This is a genomic window from Streptomyces sp. NPDC085900 (assembly GCF_044540925.1).
GTDB classification, from domain to species: domain Bacteria; phylum Actinomycetota; class Actinomycetes; order Streptomycetales; family Streptomycetaceae; genus Streptomyces; species Streptomyces gilvifuscus.
Map to the genome: position 1 here is coordinate 786240 of NZ_JBITSP010000002.1, position 26026 is coordinate 812265.

The 26026-nt window shown below is 73.0% G+C and carries 21 protein-coding genes; 14 read left to right on the forward strand and 7 right to left on the reverse strand.

Annotation, left to right across the window (positions count from 1 at the left end; all coding sequences use genetic code 11):
• Nucleotides 1-353 precede the first annotated feature (353 nt).
• The gene (locus ACIGDI_RS08360; RefSeq protein ID WP_399892383.1) at nt 354-998 is read right to left on the reverse strand and encodes a universal stress protein; all 645 of its coding nucleotides are present in this window, start codon (nt 996-998) and stop codon (nt 354-356) included.
• Between the two features lie 164 nt (nt 999-1162).
• Here ACIGDI_RS08360 and ACIGDI_RS08365 point away from each other — a divergent pair, with 164 nt between their 5' ends.
• Nucleotides 1163-2065, forward strand: coding sequence for a universal stress protein (locus ACIGDI_RS08365; protein WP_399892386.1), 903 nt, complete (start codon nt 1163-1165; stop codon nt 2063-2065).
• Between the two features lie 12 nt (nt 2066-2077).
• Complete coding sequence (gene ppdK / locus ACIGDI_RS08370) at nt 2078-4753, forward strand: pyruvate, phosphate dikinase (protein ID WP_399892389.1); 2676 nt, start codon at nt 2078-2080, stop codon at nt 4751-4753.
• 141 nt (nt 4754-4894) lie between these two features.
• Here the strand turns inward: ppdK and ACIGDI_RS08375 are convergent, their stop codons facing one another.
• Both ACIGDI_RS08375 and ACIGDI_RS08380 read right to left on the reverse strand, forming a co-directional pair.
• Nucleotides 4895-5245 (reverse strand): hypothetical protein, encoded by a 351-nt coding sequence (locus tag ACIGDI_RS08375; protein ID WP_399892392.1) that lies wholly within the window; start codon nt 5243-5245, stop codon nt 4895-4897.
• A gap of 42 nt (nt 5246-5287) precedes the next feature.
• The gene (locus ACIGDI_RS08380) at nt 5288-5650 is read right to left on the reverse strand and encodes a DUF6479 family protein (RefSeq protein ID WP_399892395.1); all 363 of its coding nucleotides are present in this window, start codon (nt 5648-5650) and stop codon (nt 5288-5290) included.
• 166 nt (nt 5651-5816) lie between these two features.
• Between ACIGDI_RS08380 and ACIGDI_RS08385 the strand changes: the two genes are divergently transcribed.
• The 6 genes from ACIGDI_RS08385 to ACIGDI_RS08410 all read left to right on the forward strand — a co-directional run bounded on the left by ACIGDI_RS08385 (nt 5817) and on the right by ACIGDI_RS08410 (nt 13050).
• Nucleotides 5817-6191, forward strand: coding sequence for a ferredoxin (locus tag ACIGDI_RS08385; RefSeq protein WP_399892399.1), 375 nt, complete (start codon nt 5817-5819; stop codon nt 6189-6191).
• 134 nt (nt 6192-6325) lie between these two features.
• A complete protein-coding gene (locus ACIGDI_RS08390) occupies nt 6326-7504 on the forward strand; it encodes an acyl-CoA dehydrogenase family protein (protein ID WP_399892402.1) in 1179 nt (392 codons plus the stop codon).
• Nucleotides 7505-7513: 9 nt separating this feature from the next.
• Nucleotides 7514-8356 (forward strand): oxygenase MpaB family protein, encoded by an 843-nt coding sequence (locus ACIGDI_RS08395; protein WP_399892405.1) that lies wholly within the window; start codon nt 7514-7516, stop codon nt 8354-8356.
• A 62-nt stretch (nt 8357-8418) separates the two neighbouring features.
• A complete protein-coding gene (locus ACIGDI_RS08400; RefSeq protein ID WP_399892408.1) occupies nt 8419-10662 on the forward strand; it encodes a tetratricopeptide repeat protein in 2244 nt (747 codons plus the stop codon).
• Nucleotides 10663-10714: 52 nt separating this feature from the next.
• Nucleotides 10715-12283 carry a phytoene desaturase family protein gene (locus tag ACIGDI_RS08405; protein WP_399892411.1) on the forward strand — a complete coding sequence of 523 codons (1569 nt, stop codon included), beginning with the start codon at nt 10715-10717 and terminating at the stop codon, nt 12281-12283.
• A gap of 50 nt (nt 12284-12333) precedes the next feature.
• On the forward strand, nt 12334-13050 hold the full coding sequence (locus ACIGDI_RS08410) for a class I SAM-dependent methyltransferase (protein WP_399892998.1): 717 nt from the start codon (nt 12334-12336) through the stop codon (nt 13048-13050).
• On the opposite strand, the gene ACIGDI_RS08415 is transcribed toward ACIGDI_RS08410, so the two are convergent.
• Nucleotides 13047-13646, reverse strand: coding sequence for a TetR/AcrR family transcriptional regulator (locus ACIGDI_RS08415; RefSeq protein ID WP_399892414.1), 600 nt, complete (start codon nt 13644-13646; stop codon nt 13047-13049). The two genes, ACIGDI_RS08410 and ACIGDI_RS08415, sit on opposite strands and share 4 nt — an antisense overlap.
• A 135-nt stretch (nt 13647-13781) precedes the next feature.
• Between ACIGDI_RS08415 and ACIGDI_RS08420 the strand changes: the two genes are divergently transcribed.
• Together ACIGDI_RS08420 and ACIGDI_RS08425 are read left to right on the forward strand one after the other, a co-directional pair.
• Nucleotides 13782-14801, forward strand: coding sequence for an aldo/keto reductase (locus tag ACIGDI_RS08420; protein WP_399892417.1), 1020 nt, complete (start codon nt 13782-13784; stop codon nt 14799-14801).
• 83 nt (nt 14802-14884) lie between these two features.
• Entirely contained in the window at nt 14885-15733 is an 849-nt protein-coding gene (locus ACIGDI_RS08425; protein ID WP_399892420.1) for an LLM class flavin-dependent oxidoreductase, read from the forward strand.
• Here the strand turns inward: ACIGDI_RS08425 and ACIGDI_RS08430 are convergent.
• A complete protein-coding gene (locus ACIGDI_RS08430; protein WP_399892423.1) occupies nt 15711-16127 on the reverse strand; it encodes an ankyrin repeat domain-containing protein in 417 nt (138 codons plus the stop codon). The genes ACIGDI_RS08425 and ACIGDI_RS08430 overlap by 23 nt on opposite strands.
• 232 nt (nt 16128-16359) lie before the next feature.
• Nucleotides 16360-18141, reverse strand: coding sequence for a serine hydrolase (locus ACIGDI_RS08435; protein ID WP_399892426.1), 1782 nt, complete (start codon nt 18139-18141; stop codon nt 16360-16362).
• 165 nt (nt 18142-18306) lie between these two features.
• Between ACIGDI_RS08435 and ACIGDI_RS08440 the strand changes: the two genes are divergently transcribed.
• From ACIGDI_RS08440 to ACIGDI_RS08450, 3 genes are all read left to right on the forward strand, one after another.
• Complete coding sequence (locus tag ACIGDI_RS08440) at nt 18307-19416, forward strand: NAD(P)H-dependent flavin oxidoreductase (protein WP_399892429.1); 1110 nt, start codon at nt 18307-18309, stop codon at nt 19414-19416.
• Entirely contained in the window at nt 19413-20975 is a 1563-nt protein-coding gene (locus ACIGDI_RS08445) for an acyl-CoA synthetase (RefSeq protein ID WP_399892432.1), read from the forward strand. The genes ACIGDI_RS08440 and ACIGDI_RS08445 overlap by 4 nt, the downstream gene beginning before the upstream one ends.
• Before the next feature lie 128 nt (nt 20976-21103).
• Nucleotides 21104-21952 carry a hypothetical protein gene (locus ACIGDI_RS08450; protein ID WP_399892435.1) on the forward strand — a complete coding sequence of 283 codons (849 nt, stop codon included), beginning with the start codon at nt 21104-21106 and terminating at the stop codon, nt 21950-21952.
• A gap of 55 nt (nt 21953-22007) precedes the next feature.
• Here the strand turns inward: ACIGDI_RS08450 and ACIGDI_RS08455 are convergent, their stop codons facing one another.
• Nucleotides 22008-24410, reverse strand: a complete 2403-nt coding sequence (locus ACIGDI_RS08455) for a penicillin acylase family protein (RefSeq protein ID WP_399892438.1) — start codon at nt 24408-24410, stop codon at nt 22008-22010.
• Nucleotides 24411-24516: 106 nt separating this feature from the next.
• Between ACIGDI_RS08455 and ACIGDI_RS08460 the strand changes: the two genes are divergently transcribed.
• Nucleotides 24517-26013 carry an acyl-CoA synthetase gene (locus tag ACIGDI_RS08460; RefSeq protein WP_399892441.1) on the forward strand — a complete coding sequence of 499 codons (1497 nt, stop codon included), beginning with the start codon at nt 24517-24519 and terminating at the stop codon, nt 26011-26013.
• The last annotated feature ends 13 nt before the right edge of the window (nt 26014-26026 follow it).

Sequence of the window (26026 nt, forward strand, 5' to 3'; positions counted from 1 at the left end):
ACGAATCACCCGGCCTCGACGGCGGTCTTGTGCGGAAGCCACCGGGGTGCGATGGGGCCGTGCCCCGGACCGACCCCATCCCCGACGCGGTCACCCGGCCGCGACGGCGACCGCGCACCGAGCCGTCCCCAGCCCCGGCGGGTGCCTCGCCGGACGGCCGTGCACGGAAAACACCGGGGTGAGACGGGGCCCTGTCCCGGACCGGCCCCATCCCCGCCGCGGTCGCCCGGCCGCGACGCCGACTGCGCACAGGGTCGTCCCGGCCCCGGCGGGTGCCTTGCAGTGCGGTCCTGCGCGGAAATCAGTGGGGTACCGGGGGCCGTGCCCTTGACCGGCACCCTGACCCGCCTCGGTCACCCCGCCACCACGGCCACCGCGCACCGGACCCTCCCAAGTACCGCCGACGCCGTGCGGCCCGTGCGGTGGCCCAGGACCAGGAGGCCGGCGGTCGTGGAGGCGTGGGTGAGGGCTTGCGGCGGGGGGAAGGCCAGGACGTCCGGAACGACCTCCACCTCCGGGTAGCGCGCCCGCCACGGGCGCAGGGCGTCCGACAGCAACTGCACCTCCTGGTCCTCCCAGGTCGCGCGGTCCGCCTCGGGGACGGCGAAGGGCCTGTCGGCGGCCTCGGCGGGGAGCGTCCAGGCGTGCACCGCGTGCAGCCCGGCCCCGCGCAGCCGCGCCGACTCGAAGGCGAAGCCGATCGCCGCCTCCGCCGGGTCCCGTGCGTCGACGCCGACCGCCACCCGGCCGGGCAGCCGGGCCGACGTGGCCGGCACGAAGACGACCGGCCGGCCGGACACCGCGGCCGGCGCCCCGCCCGCGTCCGCCGCGGGTGAGGGCCGTACCAGCAGCTCCACGTCCCCGCCCACCCGGTGCGGCTCGGCGAGGTCGTCCGAAGACAGCGTCAGCCCGCGCAGCCGGGCCTCCCGTTCGGCCCACGCCACCGCGGCCCGACCCGCAGCGGAATCGTCGTCACCCACGACGACCACACGCCCCATGCCGTATCCCCTTCCGTCCGTTCGAACCCCACCGTGCCCGCCCACCGCGGCCCGCGACAGAGGGCCGAACGGTCCCCGCTCGAAGACCCGGCGGCCCATATCGCCGCCCCGGGCACGGGACGACGCTGGGACCGAGGAGCAGACCGAGCGCTGGAGGTACGCACATGCTTCCGCCCGTCATCGCCGGAGTCGACGGCTCCGCCGAGAGTCTCGCCGCCGCCGAGTGGGCCGCCCGGGAGGCTGCCCGCCGAGACCGGCCGCTGCGGCTCGTGCACGCCTGGAACTGGCATCCCCGCCAGGACGAGGGCGAGCCGGCCACGGCCGCCGAGCGGTTCCTGGCCCGCCGCGCCCTGCGCGCGGCAGAGGAACGCATCCACCGAGTCTGCCCGAGCGTCAAGGTCGAGGACGAACAGGTCGAGGGACCCGCGACGGCCGCCCTGCTGAAGGCCGCCGAGGGGGCCGACCTGCTCGTGCTGGGCTCGCGCGGCCTCAGCGGCTTCACCGGCTTCCTGGTCGGCTCGGTCGCCCTCGGAGTGGTGGCGCGGGCCGACGTGCCCGTCGTCCTGGTCCGGGCGGACGAGGAAGCCGCGGACGAGCACCTTCCGGCAGCCGACGGCAGCGCGTCCGAGGAAACCGGATACCGCGACGTCGTCCTCGGCATCGACCTGAACGACCCCTGCGACGAGGTGATCGAGTTCGCCTTCGAGGAGGCCCGGATGCGCGGAGCGCGTCTGAAGGCCGTCCACGCCTGGCAACAGCCCGCCGCGATCGGCCTCGGCCCCGGCGACCTCGGACTGGTCGCCGAGTCCGAGCGGCCCGGGGAGTGGCTCGGCTTCCTCGGCGCCGTGCTCCACGTGTGGCGCGAGAAGTATCCCGAGATCGAGGTCGTCGAGACCGTGACCGAGGGCCGCCCGCAGTCCGTGCTGGTCCGCGCCGCCTCCGGAGCGAGCCTGCTGGTCGTCGGCCGCCGCACCGCAGAACACCCGACGGTCCCGCGCACCGGCCCCGTCGCCCATGCCGCCATCCACCACGTCGGCTGCCCCGTGGCCGTCGTCCCTCACGCCTGAGAGGCCTCTTCAATGAGCACGCCCGTGAAGTACGTGTACCGATTCGCAGAGGGCGGCCGCGACATGGCCGACCTGCTCGGCGGCAAGGGAGCCGGACTCGCCGAGATGACCCGGATCGGTCTGCCCGTCCCGCCCGGATTCACCGTGACCACCGAGGCCTGCAAGGTCTACCTCAAGACCGGCGAGGAGCCGCCCGAACTCGGCGTCGAGGCCGCCCAGGCGCTCACCGACCTCGAGCAGGCCATGGGCCGCAGCCTCGGCGCGGCCGACGACCCCCTGCTGGTGTCCGTACGCTCCGGTGCCCGCTTCTCCATGCCCGGCATGATGGACACCATCCTCGACATCGGGCTCAACGACCGCTCCGTCAACGGCCTCGCCGAGGCCTCCGGGCAGGAGAGGTTCGCGTGGGACTCCTACCGGCGGCTCATCCAGATGTTCGGCCACACCGTGATGGGTGTCGACGGCGACCTCTTCGAGGAGGCCATGGCCGGGCACAAGAAGAAGGACGACCACGACCTCGACACCGCCGACCTCAAGCGGCTCACCGAGGAGTTCAAGGCCATCATCCGCAAGGAGACCGGCGAGGAGTTCCCGCAGGACCCGGCCGACCAGCTCTCCCGCGCCATCCGCGCGGTCTTCGAGTCCTGGAACACCGAGCGCGCCCGCGTCTACCGCCACCGCGAACACATCCCCGAGGACCTCGGCACCGCCGTGAACGTCCAGGCGATGGTCTTCGGCAACCTCGGCTCCGACTCCGGCACGGGCGTCGCCTTCACCCGCGACCCCGCCACCGGCGAACGCGGCCGGTACGGCGACTACCTGCCCGACGCCCAGGGCGAGGACGTCGTCGCCGGCGTGCGCGACGCGCTGCCGCTGAGCGAGCTCAAGACGCTCGACCCGCGCGCCTACGCCGAACTCGGCGACCACCTGCACACCCTGGAGAACCACTACCGCGACCTGTGCGACGTGGAGTTCACCGTGGAGCGCGGCAAGCTGTGGGTCCTGCAGACCCGCGTCGGCAAGCGAACCGCCGAGGCCGCCTTCCGCATCGCCCACGATCTGCGCGAGGAGAAGACCATCACCGCCGACGAGGCCCTGGTCCGCGTCGACGGCGCCGAGCTGACCCGGCTGATGTTCCCCCGCTTCGACGTCACGTCCACCGACCGTCCGCTGGCCCACGGCGTGCCCGCCTCGCCCGGCGCCGCGGTGGGAGCCGTCGTCTTCGACTCCGCCGAGGCCGTACGCCGTGCCGCGGCCGGCGAGCACGTGGTCCTGGTCCGCCGGGAGACCACCCCCGACGACCTGCCCGGCATGATCGCCGCCGAGGCGGTGCTGACCAGCCGGGGCGGCAAGACCAGCCACGCCGCCGTGGTCGCCCGCGGCATGGGCAAGGTCTGCGTGTGCGGTGCCGAGGAGCTGACCGTCGACACGACGGCCCGGCAGTTCACCACCGCGTCCGGCACCGTCGTCCGCGAGGGCGACGTCGTCTCCGTCGACGGCACCGCGGGCACCGTCCACCTCGGCGCCCTGCCGCTGACCGCGTCCGAGGTCGGACGCGCGCTGGAGACCGCCACCGCCTCCGACACGCTCACCGACGCGGTCCTGGGCGCCCTCGCCCACGCCGACTCGGTGCGCCGCCTGGAGGTCCGCGCCAACGCCGACACGCCCGAGGACGCCGTCCGTGCCCGTGCGCTCGGCGCGCAGGGCATCGGCCTGTGCCGTACCGAGCACATGTTCCTCGGTGAGCGCAGGGCGCTGGTCGAGGCGATGATCCTGGCCCGCGACGACTCCGCGCGCGAGCGGGCGCTCGACGCCCTGCTGCCGCTGCAGCGGGCCGACTTCACCGCCATCCTGGAGGCGATGGACGGGCTGCCGGTGACGATCCGGCTGATCGACCCGCCGCTGCACGAGTTCCTGCCCGACCGCACGGAACTCGCCGTCCGCCTCGCCCGCACCGAGCACCCGGACGAGCACGACCTCGAGTTGCTCGCGGCCGTCGAGCGGATGCACGAGCAGAACCCGATGCTGGGTCTGCGCGGCGTCCGCCTGGGCCTGGCCGTGCCCGGTCTGATGGCCATGCAGGTGCGGGCGATCGCCGAGGCCGTGGCCCAGCGGCTGCGGGACGGCGGCACCCCGCGCGCCGAGGTCATGATCCCGCTGGTCGGCACGGTCGAGGAGCTGAGGCTGGCCCGCGACGAGGCGGAGACCGTGCTCGGCGAGGTGGAGACCGAGACCGGTCTGACCCTCGACTGCCCGATCGGCACGATGATCGAGCTGCCGCGGGCCGCGCTCACCGCGGGCCGCATCGCCGAGGTCGCCGACTTCTTCTCCTTCGGCACCAACGACCTCACCCAGACCACCTGGGGCCTGTCCCGTGACGACGCGGAGGCGTCCTTCTTCCCCCTGTACATCGACAAGGGCGTCTTCTCGGTGTCGCCCTTCGAGTCGATCGACCAGGAGGGCGTCGGACGGCTGGTGGAGATGGCCGTCGAGGCCGGCCGTGCCGTCAACCCCCGTCTGGAGACGGGTGTGTGCGGCGAGCACGGCGGTGACCCCGACTCCATTCACTTCTTCCACCGCGCGGGCCTGGACTACGTCTCCTGCTCGCCGTTCCGGATCCCGGCGGCCCGGCTGGAGGCGGGACGCGCGGCTCTGATGGAGACCACCGGCACGAGTGACAGCAGGTGACAGGCCCCGGGGACGGCGAGTGTGCTCGCCGTCCCCGGTGGGCCGGCCAGGCCGCCCGGTGGTGCGGTCGGCGTATCGGCAGACCGTCTGGCACTCTCGCGCCCGCCGCACGGGACCCGTGCGGCGGGCGCGAGGAATCTCCTAAGTGCGGTCGCCCTTCGGCCTGCCCCGCTGGTCGGGGGTGCCGTGCGGGGGCGGGCTGAACGGCTGGGACGAGGTCGCCGGGGAGACCGGGGAGCCCGTGGTCCGGCCGTGCTGCTCGGGGCGCAGCGCCGAGGGATCGCCCCCGGTCGGCTCGGCGCCCGTACGGAGTTGCTCCAGCCGGGCCGACAGCACTTCGGTCACCGGCAGCCGGTGGGCGTGCGAGTGCTCGTAGGTCAGCAGCGCGTCGACCTCGTCGGCGGTCAGCGACCGCACCCGGCTCTCCAGGCCGCCCAGCGGGAGATGGTCGTAGTCGGGCAGCGGCAGCGTGTCGCGGGACGAGTTCGTCATGGCTCCGACTTCCTCTCGGGAGGGGAGTGGGAGGCCGCGGGGTCAGTGACCGCCGGAGCTCCCGCTGCCGAACGAACCGCTGTTGCCCCCGGTCCAGCGCGGCCGTTCCTGCGAATCGGCGGTCCGGGTCGGCGAGTTGCCGTGGCCGTGCAGCTCGTGCGGGGTCAGCCGGTGGTCGGAGCGGGGCATCTCGTCGGGCTCACGGGCCTCCCGGACCTCGCGGACCGGGCCCCCGTCCGGCAGCCTGGGCTGCTCCTCCGGACTCGGCGGGCCGGGCTCCCGGCGCCGGATGCGCGCGCCCATCCAGAAGGCGCCCATCAGCAGGGCCACGACCACCACGCCGGCCGCGATGAGGCCCAAGGCGCCCGCGCTGCTTGCGGCGATGTCCATCGATGCGCTGTTCATGACCCGCGAGTACCCCGCGCCCGACACGTGAACCGGCCCGGCCCGCCGCCGGGGACGAGTGAACCCGTCCGGCCCCCCTTGGGTGGCGTGAACGGCACGTGGCGAGAACGGCACGGCCACCGGCGGCACCGTGTTTGACGGCGCGGGCCGCGGCTACCCGAACCAGGTGACTTCGACAACGACCCAGCAGGAGCTCTTCCAGTTCCTGGAGGACCGCTTCGCGTGCGCTCAGGCGTGCACGGAGTGCGCACGCGCGTGTGCTCTGCGCGCGAGCCTCGTGGACCCGGACGGCACGGAGGAGCAGGAACTCGTACGACGCAAGGGCATCATGTGCGCGGAGGTGTGCGACGCGACCTGCCGTGTGCTCTCCGAGGAGAACCGCCTGGACGAGGCGGGCATCCGCATCCAGGTGGAGTGGTGCCGCACGGTGTGCCTGGAGGCCGCGCACGCCTTCGACCGGCTGGCGGCCACCGAGGACGGCGCCAAGGCCTGCCGGGAGTGCGCCCAGGCCTGCACGGACTTCCTGACCACCCTGAACTGACCAAGGCCTCGCCACCCTGAACTGACCCCGACCCGGCTCATTCCGCACCCTCGAGCACCTTCGCCATTCCCAATTACTGGAACACGTTCTACGGTGTGCGCCGTCAGGACCGGCCTGGGATGCCTGGAGGCGCCGTGCACCTCGAATACACGCCCGAGCAGCAGCGGCTGCGTGCCGAACTGCGCGACTACTTCGCCGAGCTGGTACCGGACAACGCCTACGCCCGGCACGCCGACCCGGCCGCGCAGAAACGCTTCTACCGCGAGACGATCCGCCGTCTCGGCACCGACGGCTGGCTCGGCGTGGGCTGGCCCGAGGAGTACGGCGGCCGCGGCCTGACGGCGATGGAGCAGTTCATCTTCTTCGACGAGGCCGCCCAGGCCGGCGTGCCACTGCCCCTCATGGCGCTCAACACCGTCGGCCCCACGATCATGCGCTATGGCACGGACGAGCAGAAGGCGTACTTCCTGCCCAAGGTCCTCTCCGGCGAGATCGACTTCGCCATCGGCTACAGCGAACCCGACGCGGGAACGGACCTGGCCTCACTCAAGACCCGCGCGGTGCGCGACGGCGACGAGTACGTCGTCGACGGGCAGAAGATCTGGACGACCAACGGCGACACCGCCGACTGGGTGTGGCTCGCCACCCGCACCGACCCCGACGCCGCGCCCCACAAGGGCATCACCATGCTGCTCGTCCCCACCACCGATCCCGGCTACTCCTGCACCGTCATCACCACCCTCGCCTCCCACGACACCACCGCCAGCTACTACGAGAACGTCCGCGTCCCCGTCTCCCGCCGTGTCGGCGCCGAGAACGAGGGCTGGCGGCTGATCACCAACCAGCTCAACCACGAACGCGTCACCCTGGCCGCCCACGGCACCATGGCCATCCGCGCCCTGCACGACGTGCAGCGCTGGGCCATGGAGACCAAACTCGCCGACGGCCGCCGCGTCGTGGACCTGCCCTGGGTGCGCCGCCTCCTGGCCCGGACCCACACCAGGCTCGACGCCATGAAGCTCCTCAACTGGCAGATGGTGCACGCCGTCCAGAACGGCACCCTCACCCCGCAGGACGCCTCCGCGGTCAAGGTCTACGGCTCCGAGGCCCGCCGGGACGCCTACGCCTGGCTGATGGAGATCGTCGCCGCGGCGGGCGCCCTGAAGGAGGGCTCCGCGGGCGCGGTGCTCCACGGCGAACTGGAGCGCGGCTACCGCTCGGCGGTCATCTTCACCTTCGGCGGCGGCAACAACGAGATCCAGCGGGAGATCATCTCCTGGATCGGCCTGGGGATGCCGCGGGTACGGCGTTAGCCTGCGGACATGGGTGATCCCGGGCTGTTCACACCGAACTCCGTGACCTGGCAGATGCACGGCGACCCGATGATGTGGGTCGCCGGTATCCGCGCGCTCTACCTCCAGGCCCTGCATCCACGCGCGGTGCGCGGAGTCATGCAGAACTCCGACTTTCGCCGGGACGCCTGGGGACGGCTGATGCGGACCGCCGACTTCGTGGGCACCACGACGTACGGCACCACCGAGGCCGCCGAGCGGGCGGGCGCCCGGGTCCGCAAGATCCACCGGATGCTGTCGGCCGTCGACCCCGGCACGGGGGAGCGGTACGGCGTCGACGAACCCGAGCTGCTGCTGTGGGTGCACTGCGCCGAGATCGACTCCTATCTGCAGGTCGTGCGCCGCTCCGGCTTCCGCCTCACCGACGCCGAGGCCGACCGCTACATCGGCGAACACCGCGTCAGCGCCCGCCTGGTGGGCCTCGACCCGGACGCCGTTCCCGCGAACCAGGCGGAGATGAACGCCTACTTCGACAAGGTCCGCTCCGAACTCGCCGTGGGACCCGAGGCACGCGAGGTGGACGACTTCCTGCTCCGCCCGCCGACGCATCCCCTCCTGGTCCCGGCGCGCGAGGTGCTGTGGCGGCGCGTGGCACAACTGGCGTACGCCGCCCTGCCGCCGTACGCCCACGAGCTGTACGGCAGACCGGCACCGAAACCCGGGACCGTCACCCTGCGACTTCGCGCCACGGGCAACCTGCTGCGCTGCGTCCCCGCACGTGTGCGCTGGCAACTGCCGCCCAAGCACATCCTGCGGGCGATGTCCCGGCTCGGCCCCGGCTCGCGCCCGGCACCGTACAAACTCGGACGATAGGTCGCCATACTGGACGAGCCAGGGGTGGGCGGGGCGAAGAGGTACGGGGGCGGTCGCGGACGATGGGGGACAGCAGGCTGATCCAGGGCCGGTACCGGCTGCTCGACCTGATCGGGCGGGGCGGTATGGGCGAGGTGTGGCGGGCCCGGGACGAGTCGCTCGGCCGGCATGTCGCCGTGAAGTGCCTCAAGCCTCTCGGCCCCCACCACGACCAGGCCTTCACCAGAGTGCTGCGGGAGCGGTTCCGCCGCGAGGCCAGGGTGGCCGCCGCCCTCCAGCACCGCGGTGTGACCGTCGTCCACGACTTCGGCGAGACCGACGGCATCCTCTTCCTGGTGATGGAGCTGCTCGAGGGCCGCAACCTCAGCCAGCTGCTGGAGGACAACAAGCACCACCCGCTGCCCGTCCCCGACGTCGTCGACATCGCCGACCAGGTCGCCTCCGCGCTCGCCTACACCCACAAGCAGGGCATCGTGCACCGCGACCTGAAGCCCGCCAACATCGTGCGGCTCACCGACGGCACGGTGAAGATCTGCGACTTCGGCATCGCCCGCCTTGGCCACGACATCGGCTTCACCTCCCGGCTGACCGGCACCGGCGTCGCGATGGGCACCCCGCACTACATGTCCCCGGAGCAGATCGGCGGCTCCGAGGTGGACCAGCGCAGCGACCTGTACTCGCTGGGCTGCGTCCTGTACGAGATCGCCACCGGAGTGCCGCCCTTCGACCTCGACGACCCCTGGGCCATCCTCGTCGGCCACCGCGACACCCCGCCCTGGCCGCCCCGCAGCCACCGCGCCGAGCTGCCCGCATACCTGGAGAGGATCATCCTGGACCTGCTGGCCAAGCGGCCGGAACAACGCCCGCCGGACGCCCAGGAGCTGGGCCGCCGTCTCGGTCTGGGGCGTACGACACCGGCGTACGTGCCGACCGTCGTGACCCCGCAGCCGGTCCTCCACCCGCCCGGCCAGCGGCCCGCGGGCACGCCCCGCCTGCCGTCCTGGACCCGCGGCATGACCATGGGCCACAAGGCCACCGGCACCGGAGCGGACGCCGGCCCGCCGGACGCCGGTGCCGCGCTGACCGGCGAGTGGATCCCGCGCCCCGCCTCCGCACGGCCCGGCGAGAACGCGCCGGAGCCGCCGCGGGAGCCCGACCCGCAGACGCTCGCCGCCCTGGCCGGACGGCACAACGCCGGGCTCAGCCTGGCCCGGCTGGGCCGTTGGGCGGAGGCCGGGGACGTGCACCGCGCGGTGGCCGCCGAACGCGCGCGGCTGCTGGGACCCGAACACTCCGACACCCTCGCCAGCCGCTACGAGGTCGCCTTCAGCCTCAGCCGCACCGGCCACGCGGCCGACGCCCTGCGGGAGTACAAGTTCGTGGCCGCCGCGAGAACGCGGGCCCTGGGCGCCGACCACCCCGACACCCTGGCCGCCCGCCAGGAAATGGCCTATGTGCTGGGCCAGTTGGGCCGCCACTTCGACGCGCACCAGGTGTACACCGCCGTGCTCGCCGCCCGCGAGCGCGGCATGGGCGCCGACCATCCCGACACCCTGCGCTGCCGCCACAACCTCGCCTTCAACCTCAGCAGGCTCGGCCGCCCCGAGGACTCCTACCGCATGGCCCGCGACGTGGCCGCCGCCCGCGCCCGCGTGCTGGGACCCGAGCACCCCGACACCCTGGTCACCCGGTACGAGGTCGCCTACGCGCTGGGGCAGTTGGGCCGCTGGCAGGAGGCGCTGCAGACCTACCTCGAGGTCGCCGAGGCCCGCTCCCGCGCCCTCGGCCCCGACCATCCCGACACGCTCGCCGCCCGCTACGAGGTCGGCATCAGCCTCGGCCGCCTCGGCCGCAGCGAGGACGCGCTGGCCCTGTACCGCGCGCTCATCGACGACCGCACCCGGGTCCAGGGAGCCAACCATCCCGAGACCCTGCGCGCCCGGCACGGCCTCGGCGTCAACCTCGGCCGGCTGGGCCGCTGGGAGGAGGCCTTGGCCGAGTCCCGTGACGTGTGCGCCATCCGCGAGCGGGTGCTGGGTCCCGAGCACCCCGACACCCTCGTCAGCCGCCGCGAGGTCGCCGTGGGCCTCGGCTGGCTGGGCCGCTGGGCCGACGCCCTGACCGAGTACCGGCGGGTGGCCGCCGCCCGCGAGCGCGTGCTGGGCCCCGAGCATCCCGACACCCTCTCCAGCCGCAACGACGAGGCCCACTGCCTGGAGCAGCTCGGACGCGGCGCGGAGGCCGTCGAGCTGTACCGCAGGGTCGCGGTGCTGCGCCAGCAGCAGCGGGCCTCCGGCGGGCAGTGATCGCGCCGGCCCCTCTCTGGCCGATCCGGATCAACGCGTGTTACCAAGAACCATGACCGCACACGAGGCACACCGCAGCTACGACGCCGTCGTCGTCGGCGCCGGCCACAACGGCCTGGTCGCCGCCGCCTACCTGGCCCGGGCAGGCCGATCCGTGCTGGTGCTGGAGCGCCTCGACCGCACCGGCGGCGCCGCCGTCTCCACCCGGCCGTTCGCCGGCGTCGACGCACGGCTGTCGCGCTACTCGTACCTCGTCAGCCTGCTGCCGAAGAAGATCGTGCGCGACCTCGGCCTCGACTTCCGCGTCCGCGCCCGCACCATCTCCTCGTACACCCCCGTGGAACGCTCCGGCCGGGCCACCGGACTGCTGGTCGGCGGCGGCGACAAGCGCACCCGCGAAGCCTTCGCCCGGCTCACCGGCTCCGACCGCGAGTACGAGGCCTGGCAGCGCTTCTACGGCATGACCGGCCGCGTCGCCGAGCGCGTCTTCCCGACCCTCACCGAGCCGCTGCCCACCCGGGAGGAGCTGCGCCGCCGCATCGACGACGAGGAGGCCTGGCGCACCCTCTTCGAGGACCCGATCGGCGTCGCCGTCGAGTACCGCTTCGCCGACGACCTGGTGCGGGGCGTGGTCCTCACCGACGCCCTCATCGGCACCTTCGCCGACGCCCACGATCCCTCGCTGGCCCAGAACCGCTGCTTCCTCTACCACGTCATCGGCGGCGGCACGGGCGCGTGGGACGTCCCGGTCGGCGGCATGGGCGCGCTGACCGACGCCCTGGCCACGGCGGCCCGGGAGGCGGGCGCGGTCATCGCCACCGGGCACGAGGCGGTGCGGATCGACACGGACGGACGAGCCGCGGAGGTGACGTACCGCTCGGCGGACGGCGAGGCCGTCGTCGCCGCCCGGCACGTGCTGGTCAACGCCTCCCCGCAGGCCCTGGCCGAGCTGACCGGCGACGCGCCGCCCGCCCCCGCCGAGGGCGCCCAGCTCAAGGTGAACATGCTGCTCAAGAGGCTGCCCAGGCTGCGCGACGACTCCGTCGACCCGCGCGAGGCGTTCTCCGGCACCTTCCACATCGCCGAGGGCTACGAGCAGCTGGCCACCGCCCACGCCCAGGCCGCCGCGGGCCTGCTGCCCAGCGCGCCGCCCTCGGAGATCTACTGCCACTCCCTGACCGACCCGACGATCCTCGGTGCGGACCTCGTCGAGCAGGGCTACCAGACGCTCACCCTGTTCGGACTGCACACACCGGCCCGGCTCTTCGAGCGCGACAACGACTCCGTACGCGAGGAACTCCTCAAGTCGACCCTCGCCCAGCTCGACGCCCACCTCGCCGAACCGCTCGCCGACTGCCTGGCCGTCGACGCGGACGGCCGCCCCTGCATCGAGGCGAAGACGCCCCTGGACCTGGAGCGCGACCTGCGCCTGCCCGGCGGCAACATCTTCCACCGCGCCCTGGCCTGGCCCCACGCCCAGGAGGACACCGGCCGCTGGGGCGTGGAGACCGCGCACGACAATGTCCTGCTCTGCGGCGCCGGCGCGGTCCGCGGGGGCGGCGTGAGCGGAGTTCCCGGCCACAACGCGGCGATGGCGGCCCTGGAGGCGACCGGCGAGTGACCTCATCGGCCGGGGACTTCTACGACTCGCTGGCCCCGGACTACCACCGGATGTTCGCGGACTGGGAGGCGAGCATCGCCCGTCAGGCCGGGATCCTGGACGGTCTGCTGCGCGGCGAACTCGGCCCCGGCCCGCACCACTTGCTCGACTGCGCCTGCGGAATCGGCACCCAGGCGATCGGGCTGGCCCGCGCCGGGCACCGTGTCGTCGGCAGCGACCTGAGCCCCGTCGCCGCCGCGCGGGCCGCCGGCGAGGCGGCGGCCCGCGGCCTCGGGCTCCCGGCCACGGCGGCCGACATGCGTCGGCTGCCGTTCCGGCCGGGCGTCTTCGACGCGGTCGTCTGCGCCGACAACTCGATCGCCCACCTGCTGACCGACGAGGACACGGCCCTGGCCCTCGGCGAGGTGCGCCGCGTGCTGCGCGACGACGGGCTGCTCCTGCTCACCGTCCGGGACTACGACGACCTCCGACGCACCCGCCCCGCCTCGACACCACCCCAGGTGTCGAACGGCTCCGACGGCCGGACGATCACCTTCCAGCTCTGGCACTGGCACGAGGACGGCGAGCACTACGACCAGGAGCACTTCCAGCTGCTGCCGCGCGAGGAGGGCTGGGAGGTCCGCGTCCGGCGTGCCGTCTCCCGGGCCCTGTCCCAGCAGCAGCTCGTGGATGCCGCGAGCGCGGCGGGGTTCACCGATCTCCACTGGCACACCCCGGACGCCACCGGCTTCTACCAGCCGGTCCTGACGGGCCGGGCGGCCGGCTAGGACCGGGTCGCGCCCAGCCCCGCGACCAGGAGCTCGACCAGGCGCCGTGCGTCGTAGTCGGGGTCGGTCTCCGTGCCGGCGCACAGGTTGCCGACGCCGCGCATGAGTTCGTAGGCCGTCAGGCCGGGGCGGATCTCGTCGGCGGCCTCCGCCGCGGTCAGCAGCTGCTCGCACACCGGCAGCAGGCGGTCCAGGAAGTAGGCGTGCAGTGTCTCGAACCCGGCGCTGTCGGACTGCAGGACACCGGCCAGGCCGTGCTTGGTGACCAGGAAGTCGACGAAGCGGTCGATCCAGCTCGCCAGCGCGGTGTACGGGCTCGCGCTGCTCGCCAGGAGGGCCGGGCCGGCCTCGGCGCAGGCCTCGACCTGGTGCCGGTAGACGCCGATGATCAGGTCCGCCCGGGTGGGGAAGTGGCGGTACAGCGTGCCGAGCCCGACACCCGCCTCGGCCGCGATGTCCCGCACCGGCGCGTCCACGCCCTTGGTGACGAAGACCGCGGCGGCCGCCTCCAGCAGCGTCTCCTTGTTGCGCCTGGCGTCCTTACGCCGGGACGGGGCACCGCGCCCGCCCGCCTCGTCGCTGTCGCCGTCCTTCACAGAGCCCTTCCCTCCACCGTCGCCTTGCAAAAACGGAACACGGTTCCGTATCGTCGTTCCGGAACGAGGTTCCGGTTTGCCCATTCTGGCAGAGCGCGAACCCGGTAACCACCCATGCCAGGAGGAGACACGGTCATGCAGTACCGCACCTTGGGCCGCACCGGTGTACAGGTCAGCACGCTCGCGCTCGGCGCGATGAACTTCGGGGCCATCGGGAACACCACCCAGGACGAGGCCACCGCCATCGTCGACGCCGCCCTGGAGGCGGGCGTCAACCTCATCGACACCGCCGACATGTACAGCGCCGGCGGATCGGAGGAGATGGTCGGCAAGGCCATCGCCGGCCGCCGCGACGACATCGTGCTGGCCACCAAGGCGACCATGCCGATGGGCGACGAGCGCAACCACCGCGGCAGTTCACGCCGCTGGCTCGTCACCGCGCTCGACGACAGCCTGCGCCGGCTCGGCGTCGACCACGTGGACCTCTACCAGATCCACCGATGGGACCCGACCACCAGCGACGAGGAGACGCTGTCGGCCCTCACCGACCTCCAACGGGCCGGGAAGATCCGCTACTTCGGCTCCTCGACCTTCCCCGCCCACCGCATCGTGCAGGCACAGTGGGCCGCCCGCGAGCACCGCCTCGGCCGCTATGTCACCGAACAGCCCAGCTACTCGATCCTGCAGCGCGGCGTCGAGGCCCATGTCCTGCCCGTGGCCGAGGAGTACGGCCTCGGCGTGCTGGTGTGGAGCCCGCTCGCCTCGGGCTGGCTGACGGGCGCGATCCGCGAGGGCGGTGAAGTCGCCACCAACCGCTCGGCGTTCATGCCGGACCGCTTCGACCTGAGCCGCCCCTACAACCGCGCCAGGCTCGACGCCGTCGAGCGGCTGGCCGGGGTCGCCGACGAGGCCGGACTGACCCTGATCCAGCTCGCCCTCGGGTTCGTCACGGCTCACCCCGCCGTCACCTGCGCGCTCATCGGCCCGCGCACCCTCGACCACCTGCGCAGCCAGCTCGCCGCGGCCGACACGGTGCTCTCCGCCGACGTGCTCGACGCGATCGACGCGATCGTCGCGCCCGGCACCGACCTCGCCGCCCACGAGAAGTTCGACGCGCCGCCGGCGCTGCTGGACGCGGCACTGCGCCGGCGCTGAGTCAGAGGGAGAGTGCAATGTCACATACCACCGACAGTGCAATGTCACATGCCACCGCGCGTGCCACCCCGAGCTTCGGGATCATGACCGCCCCCATGCAGGTCTCGTACGAGGACGTCCTGGCCGTCTGGCGCGAGGCCGACACGGTCCCCGAGATCGAGCACGCCTGGCTGTTCGACCACCTGATGCCGATCGGCGGCGACCCGAACGGCCCGATCCACGAAGGCTGGACGCTGCTGTCGGCCCTCGCCGCGCAGACCCGGCGACTACGGCTGGGGCTCCTGGTGACCAGCAACAGGTTCCGGCCGCCCGCCGTCCTGGCCAAGATCGCCACGACCGTCGACGTCGTCTCCGGCGGACGGCTCGACTTCGGCATCGGGGTCGGCTCGCGCCCCCACCCTCCCGAGGCCCATCGCGAGTACCCGGCACACGGCCTGCCCTTCCAGGACACCGCGGACGCCGTGCGGAGCCTCGCCGAGGCCTGCACGGTGATCCGGCGACTGTGGACGGAGGACGAACCCTTCGACTTCCACGGCACCCAGCACCACCTCACCGGAGCCTTCGCCAACCCCAAGCCCGTCCAGCGCCCGCATCCGCCGATCCTGATCGGCGGCCGCTCCGCCGCGACCCTGCGCGTGGCCGCCGAGCACGCCGATCTGTGGAACATCCCGGGCGGCGACATCGAGGACGTGGTCCGCCGCAGCGCGCTGCTCGACCGCTACTGCGCCGAGATCGGCCGCGATCCGGCCGCCGTCACCCGCTCGATCCATCTGCCCGTGGACTACGACCGGCCCGCTGCCACGCGCGCCGCGATCGACGAGGCCCTCGACGCCGGATTCGGGCACATCGTGCTCGGACTGCCGGCGCCGTACCCCGCCGGGGTCGCGCGCTGGGTCGCCGACGAACTGGTCAGCCCGCACCGGCCGCGGTGAGCAGCTCGACGGTGTCGGGGTGCGGACCGTTCTCCGCCCACCGCAGCGGGGACCAGCCGGTGCCGTGGTCCTCTCGCAGGGACGGATCGGCGCCGTGCGCCAGCAACTCCCGTACCACGTCGGCGTGTCCCCAGCACGCGGCGGCGCACAGGGGTGTGCCCTCCGCGCCGATCCCGCAGCTCTCGGCGTCGGGCGGGGCGCCGGCCGCCAGGAGCAGACGGACGATGCCGGCCTCGCCGTTGACGGCGGCCTCGTAGAGAGGACTGGTGCCCTCGCGGTCGGCTCGCTTCGGATCGGCTCCGGCGCGCAGCAGCGCCCCCACCCGCATCGTGTCGCCCCGCAGGACCGCCTCGAAGAGCCGGCCGGTGAGCTTCTTCTGCCGCCGTCGGTTCATGGGCCGCACACTAGCCGCCAAGGCGCCGGCCGATCATGGCTTTTCAGCCCGACCTAGGGCCTGTCGTTTGGATCAGCTCGGCGTCGCGGGCCCTGGCACGCGCATCTGCGGCGTTGTCGTCAGTCGCCGACGCTCCGCGTCGACTCCCTCCTCCGCCTTGCAGCTGCACGCACCAGACCCCGCTCGGGTCCGCCGCCACGCACCGTTCCCTGCAGCCGAGCTGATCCAGGCCCTAGTCTGCCGACGCCGTCCAGCCCACCGCCGTGATCCGTGCCGAGTCGGCCGGGCGGGCCTCGTCGAAGAGCACGCCATCGCCGGCCCGGACCCGGATCGCGTCGACGTAGGCGCCCCGTCCCACGTACAGCTTGTCCGTCGAGTACCGCCAGCGGACGGCGAGTTGTGCCGTGGCCGGGAGTTCGGCCGTCAGGCGGTGCCAGAGGCGGCCCGACCAGCCCGTGACCGAACCCGAGGGGTGCTGCTGCGGCTGCTCGCCGTGGCGGGTGGTGGTGAACGGCAGGGGCTGCCAGGTGGTGCCGCCGTCCGCCGTGGTCTCCAACGTCAGGGTGTCCGCGTCCGGTTCGGTGTCCCACCACAGTGCGGCGCCGAGCCGCGCGCCGCCCGGCCGGGTGTCGAGGGCGGGCAGGGTGAGCGTGGCCGTCGTGGCGTTCGCCATGCCGGAGAACCAGGCGGTCCGTCCGCGTACGGGGCGGACGGGCACGGCCCGCGCCATGTTGTTGCCGGCGGCGACCCGGGGAGCGGAACCGGAGCGCCAAGTGCGCACGGGGTGGACCGAGTTGCCGAGTACGACCAGAAAGGAGTCGGTCGTCGGGTCCAGGACCAGTGAGGTGCCGGTGAAGCCGGTGTGGCCCGCGGTGCGCGGGGTCGCCATCGCGCCCATGTACCAGTGCTGGTAGAGCTCGAAGCCGAGACCGTGCTCGTGGCCGGGGAAGGCGGTGTTGAAGTCGGTGAACAGCGATTCCACGGACTCCGGGCGCAGGATGCGGGCGCGGCCGTAGGCGCCGCCGTTGAGCAGTGTCCGGCCGAGCACGGCCAGGTCCCAGGCGCACGAGAACACTCCGGCGTGACCGGCGACCCCGCCCAGGCTGTAGGCGTTCTCGTCGTGCACCTCGCCCCACACCAGCCCGCGGTTCAGCCCGGACCAGGGCGCCCGCTCGTCCTCCGTGGCCGCGATCGTCGGCCGCCAGGAGGCGGGCGGGTTGTAGCGGGTGCGGTCGAGGCCGAGCGGTCCGGTGATGTCCTCGCGAAGGAGGACGTCCAGGGTGCGGCCCGTGATCCTCTCCAGGACCAGCTGGAGGGAGATCAGATTCAGGTCGGAGTAGAGGTACTTGGTGCCGGGCGGGTTGATCGGCGCCTCGTCGTAGACGAGTCGGATCCTGTCGTCGTACGTCGGCGCCTTGTACAGGGGGATCCAGTCGCGGAAGCCCGAGGTGTGGGTGAGGAGTTGGCGGACGGTGACGTCCTGCTTGCCCGCGGCCCCGAACTCCGGGACGTAGGAGGCGACGGTCGCCTCCAGCTCCAGTTCGCCCAACTCGATGCGCCGTACCGCCAGCAGCGAGGTGAACAGCTTGGAGACGGAGGCGAGGTCGAAGACGGTGTCCTCGGCCATGGGGATCTGCTGGTCGGCGGGGAACTCGACGCCGGTGTCGGTCTTCTCGTCGTACGACCGGTAGCGCACCGCCATGCCGATGGGCCGGTGCAGCGCCACGGTACCGCCGCGTCCGGCCAGCAGGACCGCGCCCGCGTACCAGGGGTGCTTGGGGGAGGGGCCGAGGAAGGTCTCGGCGTCCGTGACCAGTCGGCGAAGGTGCCCGGCCAGCAGACCGGCGCGTTCGGGCGAGCCGTGGCGCAGAGTGGGGTGGGCCGAGGCGGGGGCGGCCGCGGCCGCGGGGCCGGCGGGGAACGGGGCGATGGCCAGGGCGCCGCCCAGGGCGAGGGTTCTTCGGGCCAGTTGGCGCCGGGAGATGCCCGGCCGGGCCGCCGCGTCGTCCGTCATGGGTGAGCCTCCCGTGCCTGAAAGTATCTTTCCGGGATCACCTTGCGGACTGAAACTTTCGTGTCAGGGGTGCGGTGTGTCAACAGGGCAGGGCCCTGGCAAGAAATCTGACGGAGCATCAGAAAAGGCCTTCCGTCGTCCGGAGGACTGCGGCATCCTGCGCCCATGCAGACGGAGCTGAGCAAGAAACTGGGAGTCGAGCACGCCCTCTTCGGCTTCACGCCGTTCCCCGCCGTCGCCGCGGCCATCAGCCGGGCCGGCGGCTTCGGAGTGCTCGGCGCGGTCCGCTACACCGCCCCCGACGACCTCAAGCGCGACCTCGACTGGGTGGAGGCCCACGTCGACGGCAAGCCCTACGGCCTCGACGTCGTCATGCCCGCCAAGAAGGTGGAGGGCGTGACGGAGGCCGACGTCGAGGCGATGATCCCCGAGGGGCACCGCCAGTTCGTCAAGGACACCCTCGCCAAGTACGGGGTGCCCGAACTGGCCGAGGGTGACGCCTCCGGGTGGCGCATCACCGGCTGGATGGAACAGGTCGCCCGCAGCCAGCTCGACGTCGCCTTCGACTACCCGATACGGCTGCTCGCCAACGCCCTCGGCTCCCCGCCCGCCGACGTGGTCGCCCGGGCCCACGACCAGGACGTCCTCGTCGCCGCCCTCGCGGGCAGCGCCCGGCACGCCCTCAAGCACAAGGAGGGCGGTATCGACATCGTCGTCGCCCAGGGCTACGAGGCGGGCGGCCACACCGGCGAGATCGCCTCCATGGTGCTCACCCCCGAGGTCGTCGAGGCCGTGGACCCGCTGCCGGTCCTCGCCGCCGGAGGCATCGGCAGCGGACAGCAGGTGGCCGCCGCCCTCGCCCTCGGCGCCCAGGGGGTGTGGCTCGGCTCCCTCTGGCTGACCTGCACCGAGGCCGACCTCTCCTCGCCTGCCGTGACCCGCAAACTGCTGGCCGCGGGCTCCGGCGACACCGTCCGCTCCCGCGCCCTGACCGGGAAACCCGCGCGCCAGCTCCGCACCGAGTGGACCGACGCCTGGGACGACCCCAGCGGACCCGGCACCCTCCCCATGCCCCTGCAGGGCCTGCTGGTCGCCGACGCCCTCACCCGCATCCAGAAGTACGAGGTCGAACCACTGCTCGGCACGCCGGTCGGCCAGATCGTCGGCCGGATGACCAGCGAACGCAGCGTCCAGGCGGTCTTCGACGACCTCACCCGCGGCTTCGAGGAAGCCGTCGACCGCGTCAACCGCATCGCCGGAAGGAGCGGTGAATGACGAGCACGACGAGCACGCCCCCGGCCGGGTTCTGGGCCCAGGCCACCGCCGACCCCGACCGTAAGGTCCTCATCGCCCCCGACGGCGAGGAGTGGACCGCCGGTCGCCTGCACGCCGCCACCAACCGACTCGTGCACGGCCTGCGCGCCGCGGGTCTCGCGCGCGGGGACGCCTTCGCGGTCGTCCTGCCCAACGGCGTCGAGTTCCTCACCGCCTACCTCGCCGCCAGCCAGGCCGGCCTCTACCTCGTGCCGGTCAACCACCACTTCGTCGGCCCGGAAATCGGCTGGATCGTCGCCGACTCGGGCGCCAAGGTGCTCATCGCCCACGAGCGGTTCGCCGGCCCCGCCCGCCACGCCGCCGACGAGGCCGGCCTGCCGGCCACCCACCGCTACGCCGTCGGCGAGGTCGAGGGCTTCCGCCCCTACACCGAACTCCTCGACGGACAGCCGGAGTCCGCGCCCGCCGACCGTGAGCTCGGCTGGGTCATGAACTACACCTCGGGCACCACCGGCCGCCCCCGCGGCATCCGCCGCCCGCTGCCCGGCAGGGCACCGGAGGAGGCCTACCTCGGCGGATTCCTCGGCATCTTCGGCATCAAGCCGTTCGACGACAACGTCCACCTCGTCTGCTCGCCGCTCTACCACACGGCCGTCCTGCAGTTCGCGGGCGCGTCCCTGCACATCGGCCACCGCCTGGTCCTGATGGACAAGTGGACGCCCGAGGAGATGCTGCGCCTCATCGACACCCACAGGTGCACCCACACCCACATGGTCCCGACCCAGTTCCACCGCCTGCTGGCCCTGCCGGAGGACGTCCGCCGCTCCTACGACGTCTCGTCCATGCGGCACGCCATCCACGGCGCCGCGCCCTGCCCCGACCATGTGAAACGGGCGATGATCGACTGGTGGGGCGACTCGGTCGAGGAGTACTACGCGGCCAGCGAGGGCGGCGGCGCCTTCGCCACCGCGGAGGACTGGCTGAAGAAACCCGGCACCGTCGGCAAGGCGTGGCCCATCAGCGAACTCGCCGTCTTCGACGAGGACGGCAACCGGCTGCCGCCCGGCGAACTCGGCACCGTCTACATGAAGATGAACACCGGCGGCTTCGCCTACCACAAGGACGAGGCCAAGACGAAGAAGAACCGCATCGGCGACTACTTCACCGTCGGCGACCTCGGCTACCTCGACGAGGACGGCTACCTCTTCCTCCGCGACCGCAAGATCGACATGATCATCTCGGGCGGGGTCAACATCTACCCGGCCGAGATCGAGTCCGCGCTCCTGGCCCACCCCGCCGTCGCCGACGCCGCCGTCTTCGGCATCCCGCACGACGACTGGGGCGAGGAGGTCAAGGCGGTCGTCGAACCGGCGCCGGGACACGAGCCGGGCCCCGCGCTGGCCGCCTCGATCATGGAGCACTGCGCCGAGCGACTCGCCGGCTACAAGCGGCCCAAGAGCGTCGACTTCATCACGGAGATGCCCCGCGACCCCAACGGCAAGCTGTACAAGCGGCGGCTGCGGGAGCCGTACTGGGAGGGGCGGACGCGGCCCGTGTGACGGGCACCGGCCGACGGAGGACGGATCGAACGCGGCGCGCTGTCCGTGCGTCGTAGTACGGCACCGCGTTCGCGACCGTCACCGTCGGCCCGGGGGACCCCATGCGCAGGCACACCACTCTCGCAGCCATGCTGCTGTCCGTACTCGCCCTGCTCACAGCGGCAGGCTGCGGCGGCGAGAGGGCCGCGGGCGGCGGCCCGCGCTCGGAGCGGACCTCCCAGGCCCGTGCCCGCGCGGTCGCCGAGGCCTGGCGCGGCTCCGACGCGGCCGAGGCCTGGACGCAGGGTTATCACCCCCTCGACGACGTGGTCCGACTGCCCGACGGCGCCTCCCGCACCGACGCCGACAAACGCGCCTACGCCACCGGGAACTTCGTCCTGCGCACCATCCTGCCCACCGTCGCGGCGCGCACCGGCCGGGTGAAGTGGTCCCACGGCGGCTCGCTCACCCTGCCGCTGACGGGCGCACGCCAGGCGTACGACTCCGTGGCCCGCGGCGGCAACGACGGACCCCATCTCACCGTGACGCACGCCCGGCTCGGCGAGACGACCCTGCTCACCAGCCGCGGCCCGGCGAGCGTCCCGGCCTGGCTGTTCACCGTCGAGGGCTACGACACCCCGCTGAAACGGGTGGCCCTCGACCCCTCGCGCCCGCCCGCCCCGCCGATCCGGTCGGTCGCGAAGGTCCCGAGCGACGAACTGTGGCCCCTCGCACGGCTGGTGAACGTCGCCCGCGACGGCCGGTCCCTCACCGTGATCGCCCAGCACGGCGGCTGCGACGACGGCTCCGCGGTCGAAGTCCTGGAGACCGACGACAGCGTGGTGCTGTCCGCGTCCATCACCGGGCACAAGGACGGCATCTGCACCAGCGAGATGCTCGGCGAGCCCAAAGCGGTGACCTTGAAGCGGCCGTTGGGCGACCGCATCCTCCTGGACGCCTTCACCGGCCGCCCGCTGAGCTCCCCGAGCGGAGGCTGAGCCGGTGGCGGCCCCCGCCCCGCGCACGCCGCACGGGACGGGGGCCGTGCGGGGCTCAGCCGTGCTCGCCGACCCTCACCACCCGCAGCACGGGCGAGGCCAGCACGTCCTTCTCGCAGAACCGGGCCGTCACCCACCTCTCACCGGCCAACAGCCGCGTCTGGTCGCTGTAGTGGGGCGAGTTCGGGTTCGACGACTGGGAGTACGTCAGCAGGGTGCGGGCCACCGGGCAGCCGCCACCGTCCCAGCCGACGGCCTGGATGTGACTGGACCCGAACGGCACCTCCGTATAGGCCCCGCTCGCCGCGTCCCACGTCGGCTCGATCACGTTCCACACACCGAGGCGGTTCGAGCCGCCCGGCACGGGGATGCGCTCGCCACCCCGGACGACGTACTGGTGGTCGCCGAGCCGGGTGTCCAACGCGGTGCCCTTGGCGCGCAGTTCCGCGACCGCGTCGGCGAGGGCCGTGGCGAAGCCCGGCGCGGCGGTGTTCAGCGTGTTCGGGGTGCGGACCGGGTCCGCCGCCGAGAACGGCACCTCCCAGAGCCGGCCGGGCGGCACCGCGGCCGTCAGCTTCCGCCAGAAGCGGTCGAAGAGCAGCGCCCCCCGGCTGTCGGTGTCCATGGTCCGCCCCCAGGCCGCGAGCACGGGACAGGCCGCGGAGACGTCGACCTCCGTGCCGTCACCGGCCGTCGCCGTGCCACCGGGCAGCGCGGCACACGCCTTCGCCGCGTCGGCGGCGGCCAGATCACCCGCCGGCACCCGGTTGGCGAACTGCTGCCGTTGCAGGTCCCGGACGGTCAGCCCGCCCCGCCGCGCCATCGCCGCGACGTCCTCGACGCCGCCCCTGGTGCGCAACGAGCGCGGGGTGCCGATGTCGCCGAAGACCCGCTCGTAGCCCGTGAGCGGCCGGTCCGCGTTGGTCAGCCAGGCGCTGTCGTTGGAGTTCTCGGCGTACGGCGCGTCCTTGAGCGTGGGCATGCGGGCGGGACCGAAGATGCCGGGCTGTACGGCGTCGGCGTCACCGCCGAGCGCGCAGTCGCCGCGGGAGCCGTCGAGCACCGCGAGGCCCGCCTGCGGGTAGGTGATCCTGCCGAGGTCCGTGGAGCACCGGGCCGCGAGGTCGTCGGTGATCCGGGGCAGCACCTGCGACTGGGTGTAGAGGGAGTGCCCGGCGGAGTCCGCGGCGACGGTGTTCACCCAGGGAAGCCCCTGGTGCTGCCGGAGGGAGGCGAGGACGCCCGCGGTCGAGCGCGCCCGGGCGAAGCCGAGCGAGGTGTCGGGGAAGCGGAAGTTCGCGGCGTTCGCATCGTTGAGCGCGTACGCCGTCGTCGCGGTCCAGGGCAGCGGCGGATCGCCCTGCGGATCGGCGACGACCGGGCCGTACCGCGTCCACCACTGGCTGCGGGTCACGGACGTACCGCCCTTGACCGCCACGGTCACCGTCCGCTTCGTCATCCGGTGCGGCCTGCCGTCGACCAGGTAGACGGTGGGGTCGGCCGGGTCCAGGGTCAGCCGGGTCAGGTTGAACGGGACGCCGGTCGCGACGGTGTGGGACCACGCCACGTGGGAGTTGTAGCCGATGGAGACGGTCGGGGAGCCCAGCAGCGAGCCGCCGGCGACGTCGAGCCGGCCCGGGATGGTCTGCTGCGACTGCCAGAACCGGCGTCCGCCCTGCCACGGATAGTGCGGGTTGCCCAGCAGCAGGCCCCGGCCGTTCGCCGTGGTCGCGCCGCTGAAGGCGACCGCGTTCGACCCCATGTCGGCCGACCGGTCCCGCACCAGCCCGACCAGGGCCTCGGCCTCGGCGGCCCGTTCCGTCGCTGCGGTCCCGGAGGGCGGCTCGGCGCCGGTGATCTCGTCCACGGCGCCGCCCTGACCGGCCAGCACGGACAAGGCGTAGAAGCGGACGGCCACGTCCGTCGCGGTGACGGGCCGCAGCCAGGCGGCGCCCGCGCAGGCGGGGTCGGTGACCCGGTTGCGCGCCAGCCACGCGTTGTACCCGGCGGCGAAGCCCCGCATCAGGTCCTTCACGTCCTTGCTCGGGCCCAGCGGGGCCGGCTCGGCGAGCAGCCGCTCCACCGTGCCGGACCGGCGTATGCCCCCGAAGTACAGGTCACTGGCGAGGTTGCTGGACGCCGACGACAGCGAGCGGTCGGTCGTCGCGTCGGGCCCGAAGAAGCGCGAGCGCTCGCCCCGTACGGTGGTGAAGCCGTCGGCGAGCAGGCACACCTGGTCGGCGGCCTGCGCCCAGCCGGTGCCGAACCCCAGGTCCGGGTAGTCCTTGGCGACGATGTGCGGGATTCCGTACTCGGTGTAGCGGATGACGGCGGACAGACCGCCGTGCGAGGGATGTTCCTGGCGGCTGGGACGCTCGGCCGCGGCGACGGGCAACGCGGTCGCGGCGGAGAGTAACGCGACGGCCGCGACGACCAGTCGTCTTCTACGGGTGCGCAATGGTGTCTCCCAACATCCTTGAGAGGAGCGGTGGTTGAGCATGCCCGCGGCTGTGACCCGCCCGGGTGCTTGACCCGCCCCGGCCACGGACCGAGGATCATGAGTCATGACGCAGGGACAGGGCAGCACGGTTGACGGGGTGCTGCGGCGCAGCGCCCGGCGCACCCCGGCGCGGGTCGCGATCGAGTACGCCGACCGCAGGTGGACGTACCAGGAACTCGACGAGGCCGTCTCCCGCGCGGCGAGCGTCCTCCTCGGCCAGGGCCTCGGCCCCGGCGACCGGGTCGGCGCCTACGGCCACAACTCCGACGCGTACCTGATCGGCTTCCTGGCCTGCGCCCGCGCCGGACTCGTGCACGTCCCGGTCAACCAGAACCTGACCGGCGACGACCTCGCCTACATCGTCGGCCAGTCCGGCAGCTCCCTGGTCCTCGCCGACCCCGACCTGGCGCCGCGGCTCGCCGACGGTACGAGGACGCTGCCGCTGCGTGACGCCGAGGACTCCCTGCTGGCCCGCCAGGCGACGGCCCCCGCCCACGACGGCCCGGAGCCGCGCACCGAGGACCTCGTGCAGCTGCTGTACACCTCGGGCACCACGGCCCTGCCCAAGGGCGCGATGATGACCCACCGTGCCTTGGTCCACGAGTACCTGAGCGCGATCACCGCCCTCGACCTCAGCGCCGGCGACCGCCCCGCGCACTCCCTGCCGCTGTACCACTCGGCGCAGATGCACGTGTTCCTGCTGCCCTACCTCGCGGTCGGCGCCACGAACATCATCCTCGACGCCCCCGACGGCGACCGCCTCTTCGATCTGATCGAGGCCGACCGCGTGGACAGTCTGTTCGCGCCGCCCACGGTGTGGATCGGCCTCGCCAACCGCCCCGACTTCGCCACCCGCGACCTCGACGGGCTGCGCAAGGCGTACTACGGCGCGTCGATCATGCCGGTGCCCGTCCTGGAGCGCCTGCGCGAGCGGCTGCCGAAGCTCGCCTTCTACAACTGCTTCGGCCAGAGCGAGATCGGTCCCCTCGCCACCGTCCTGGCACCCGACGAACACAAGGGCCGCATGGACTCCTGCGGCCGGCCCGTCCTCTTCGTCGACGCCCGCGTGGTCGACGAGAACGGCAAGGACGTCCCCGACGGCACCCCCGGCGAAATCGTCTACCGCTCCCCGCAGTTGTGCGAGGGCTACTGGGACAAGCCCGAGGAGACCGCCGAGGCCTTCCGCGACGGCTGGTTCCACTCCGGCGACCTCGCGGTGCGCGACGCGCACGGCTACTACACGATCGTCGACCGGGTGAAGGACGTCATCAACTCCGGTGGCGTACTGGTCGCTTCACGCCAGGTCGAGGACGCCCTGTACACGCACGACGCCGTCGCCGAGGTGGCCGTGGTCGGCCTGCCCGACGAGCGGTGGGTCGAGGCCGTCACGGCGATCGTCGTCCCCCGGCGCGAGGTCACCGAGGCCGAACTCATCGAGCACGCCCGCGAGAAACTCTCCCCGTTCAAGGCGCCGAAGCGGGTGGTGTTCGTGACGGAGCTGCCGCGCAACGCCAGCGGGAAGATCCTCAAACGGCGGCTGCGGGACCGCTTCGGCACGTGATGCGATGCACAAG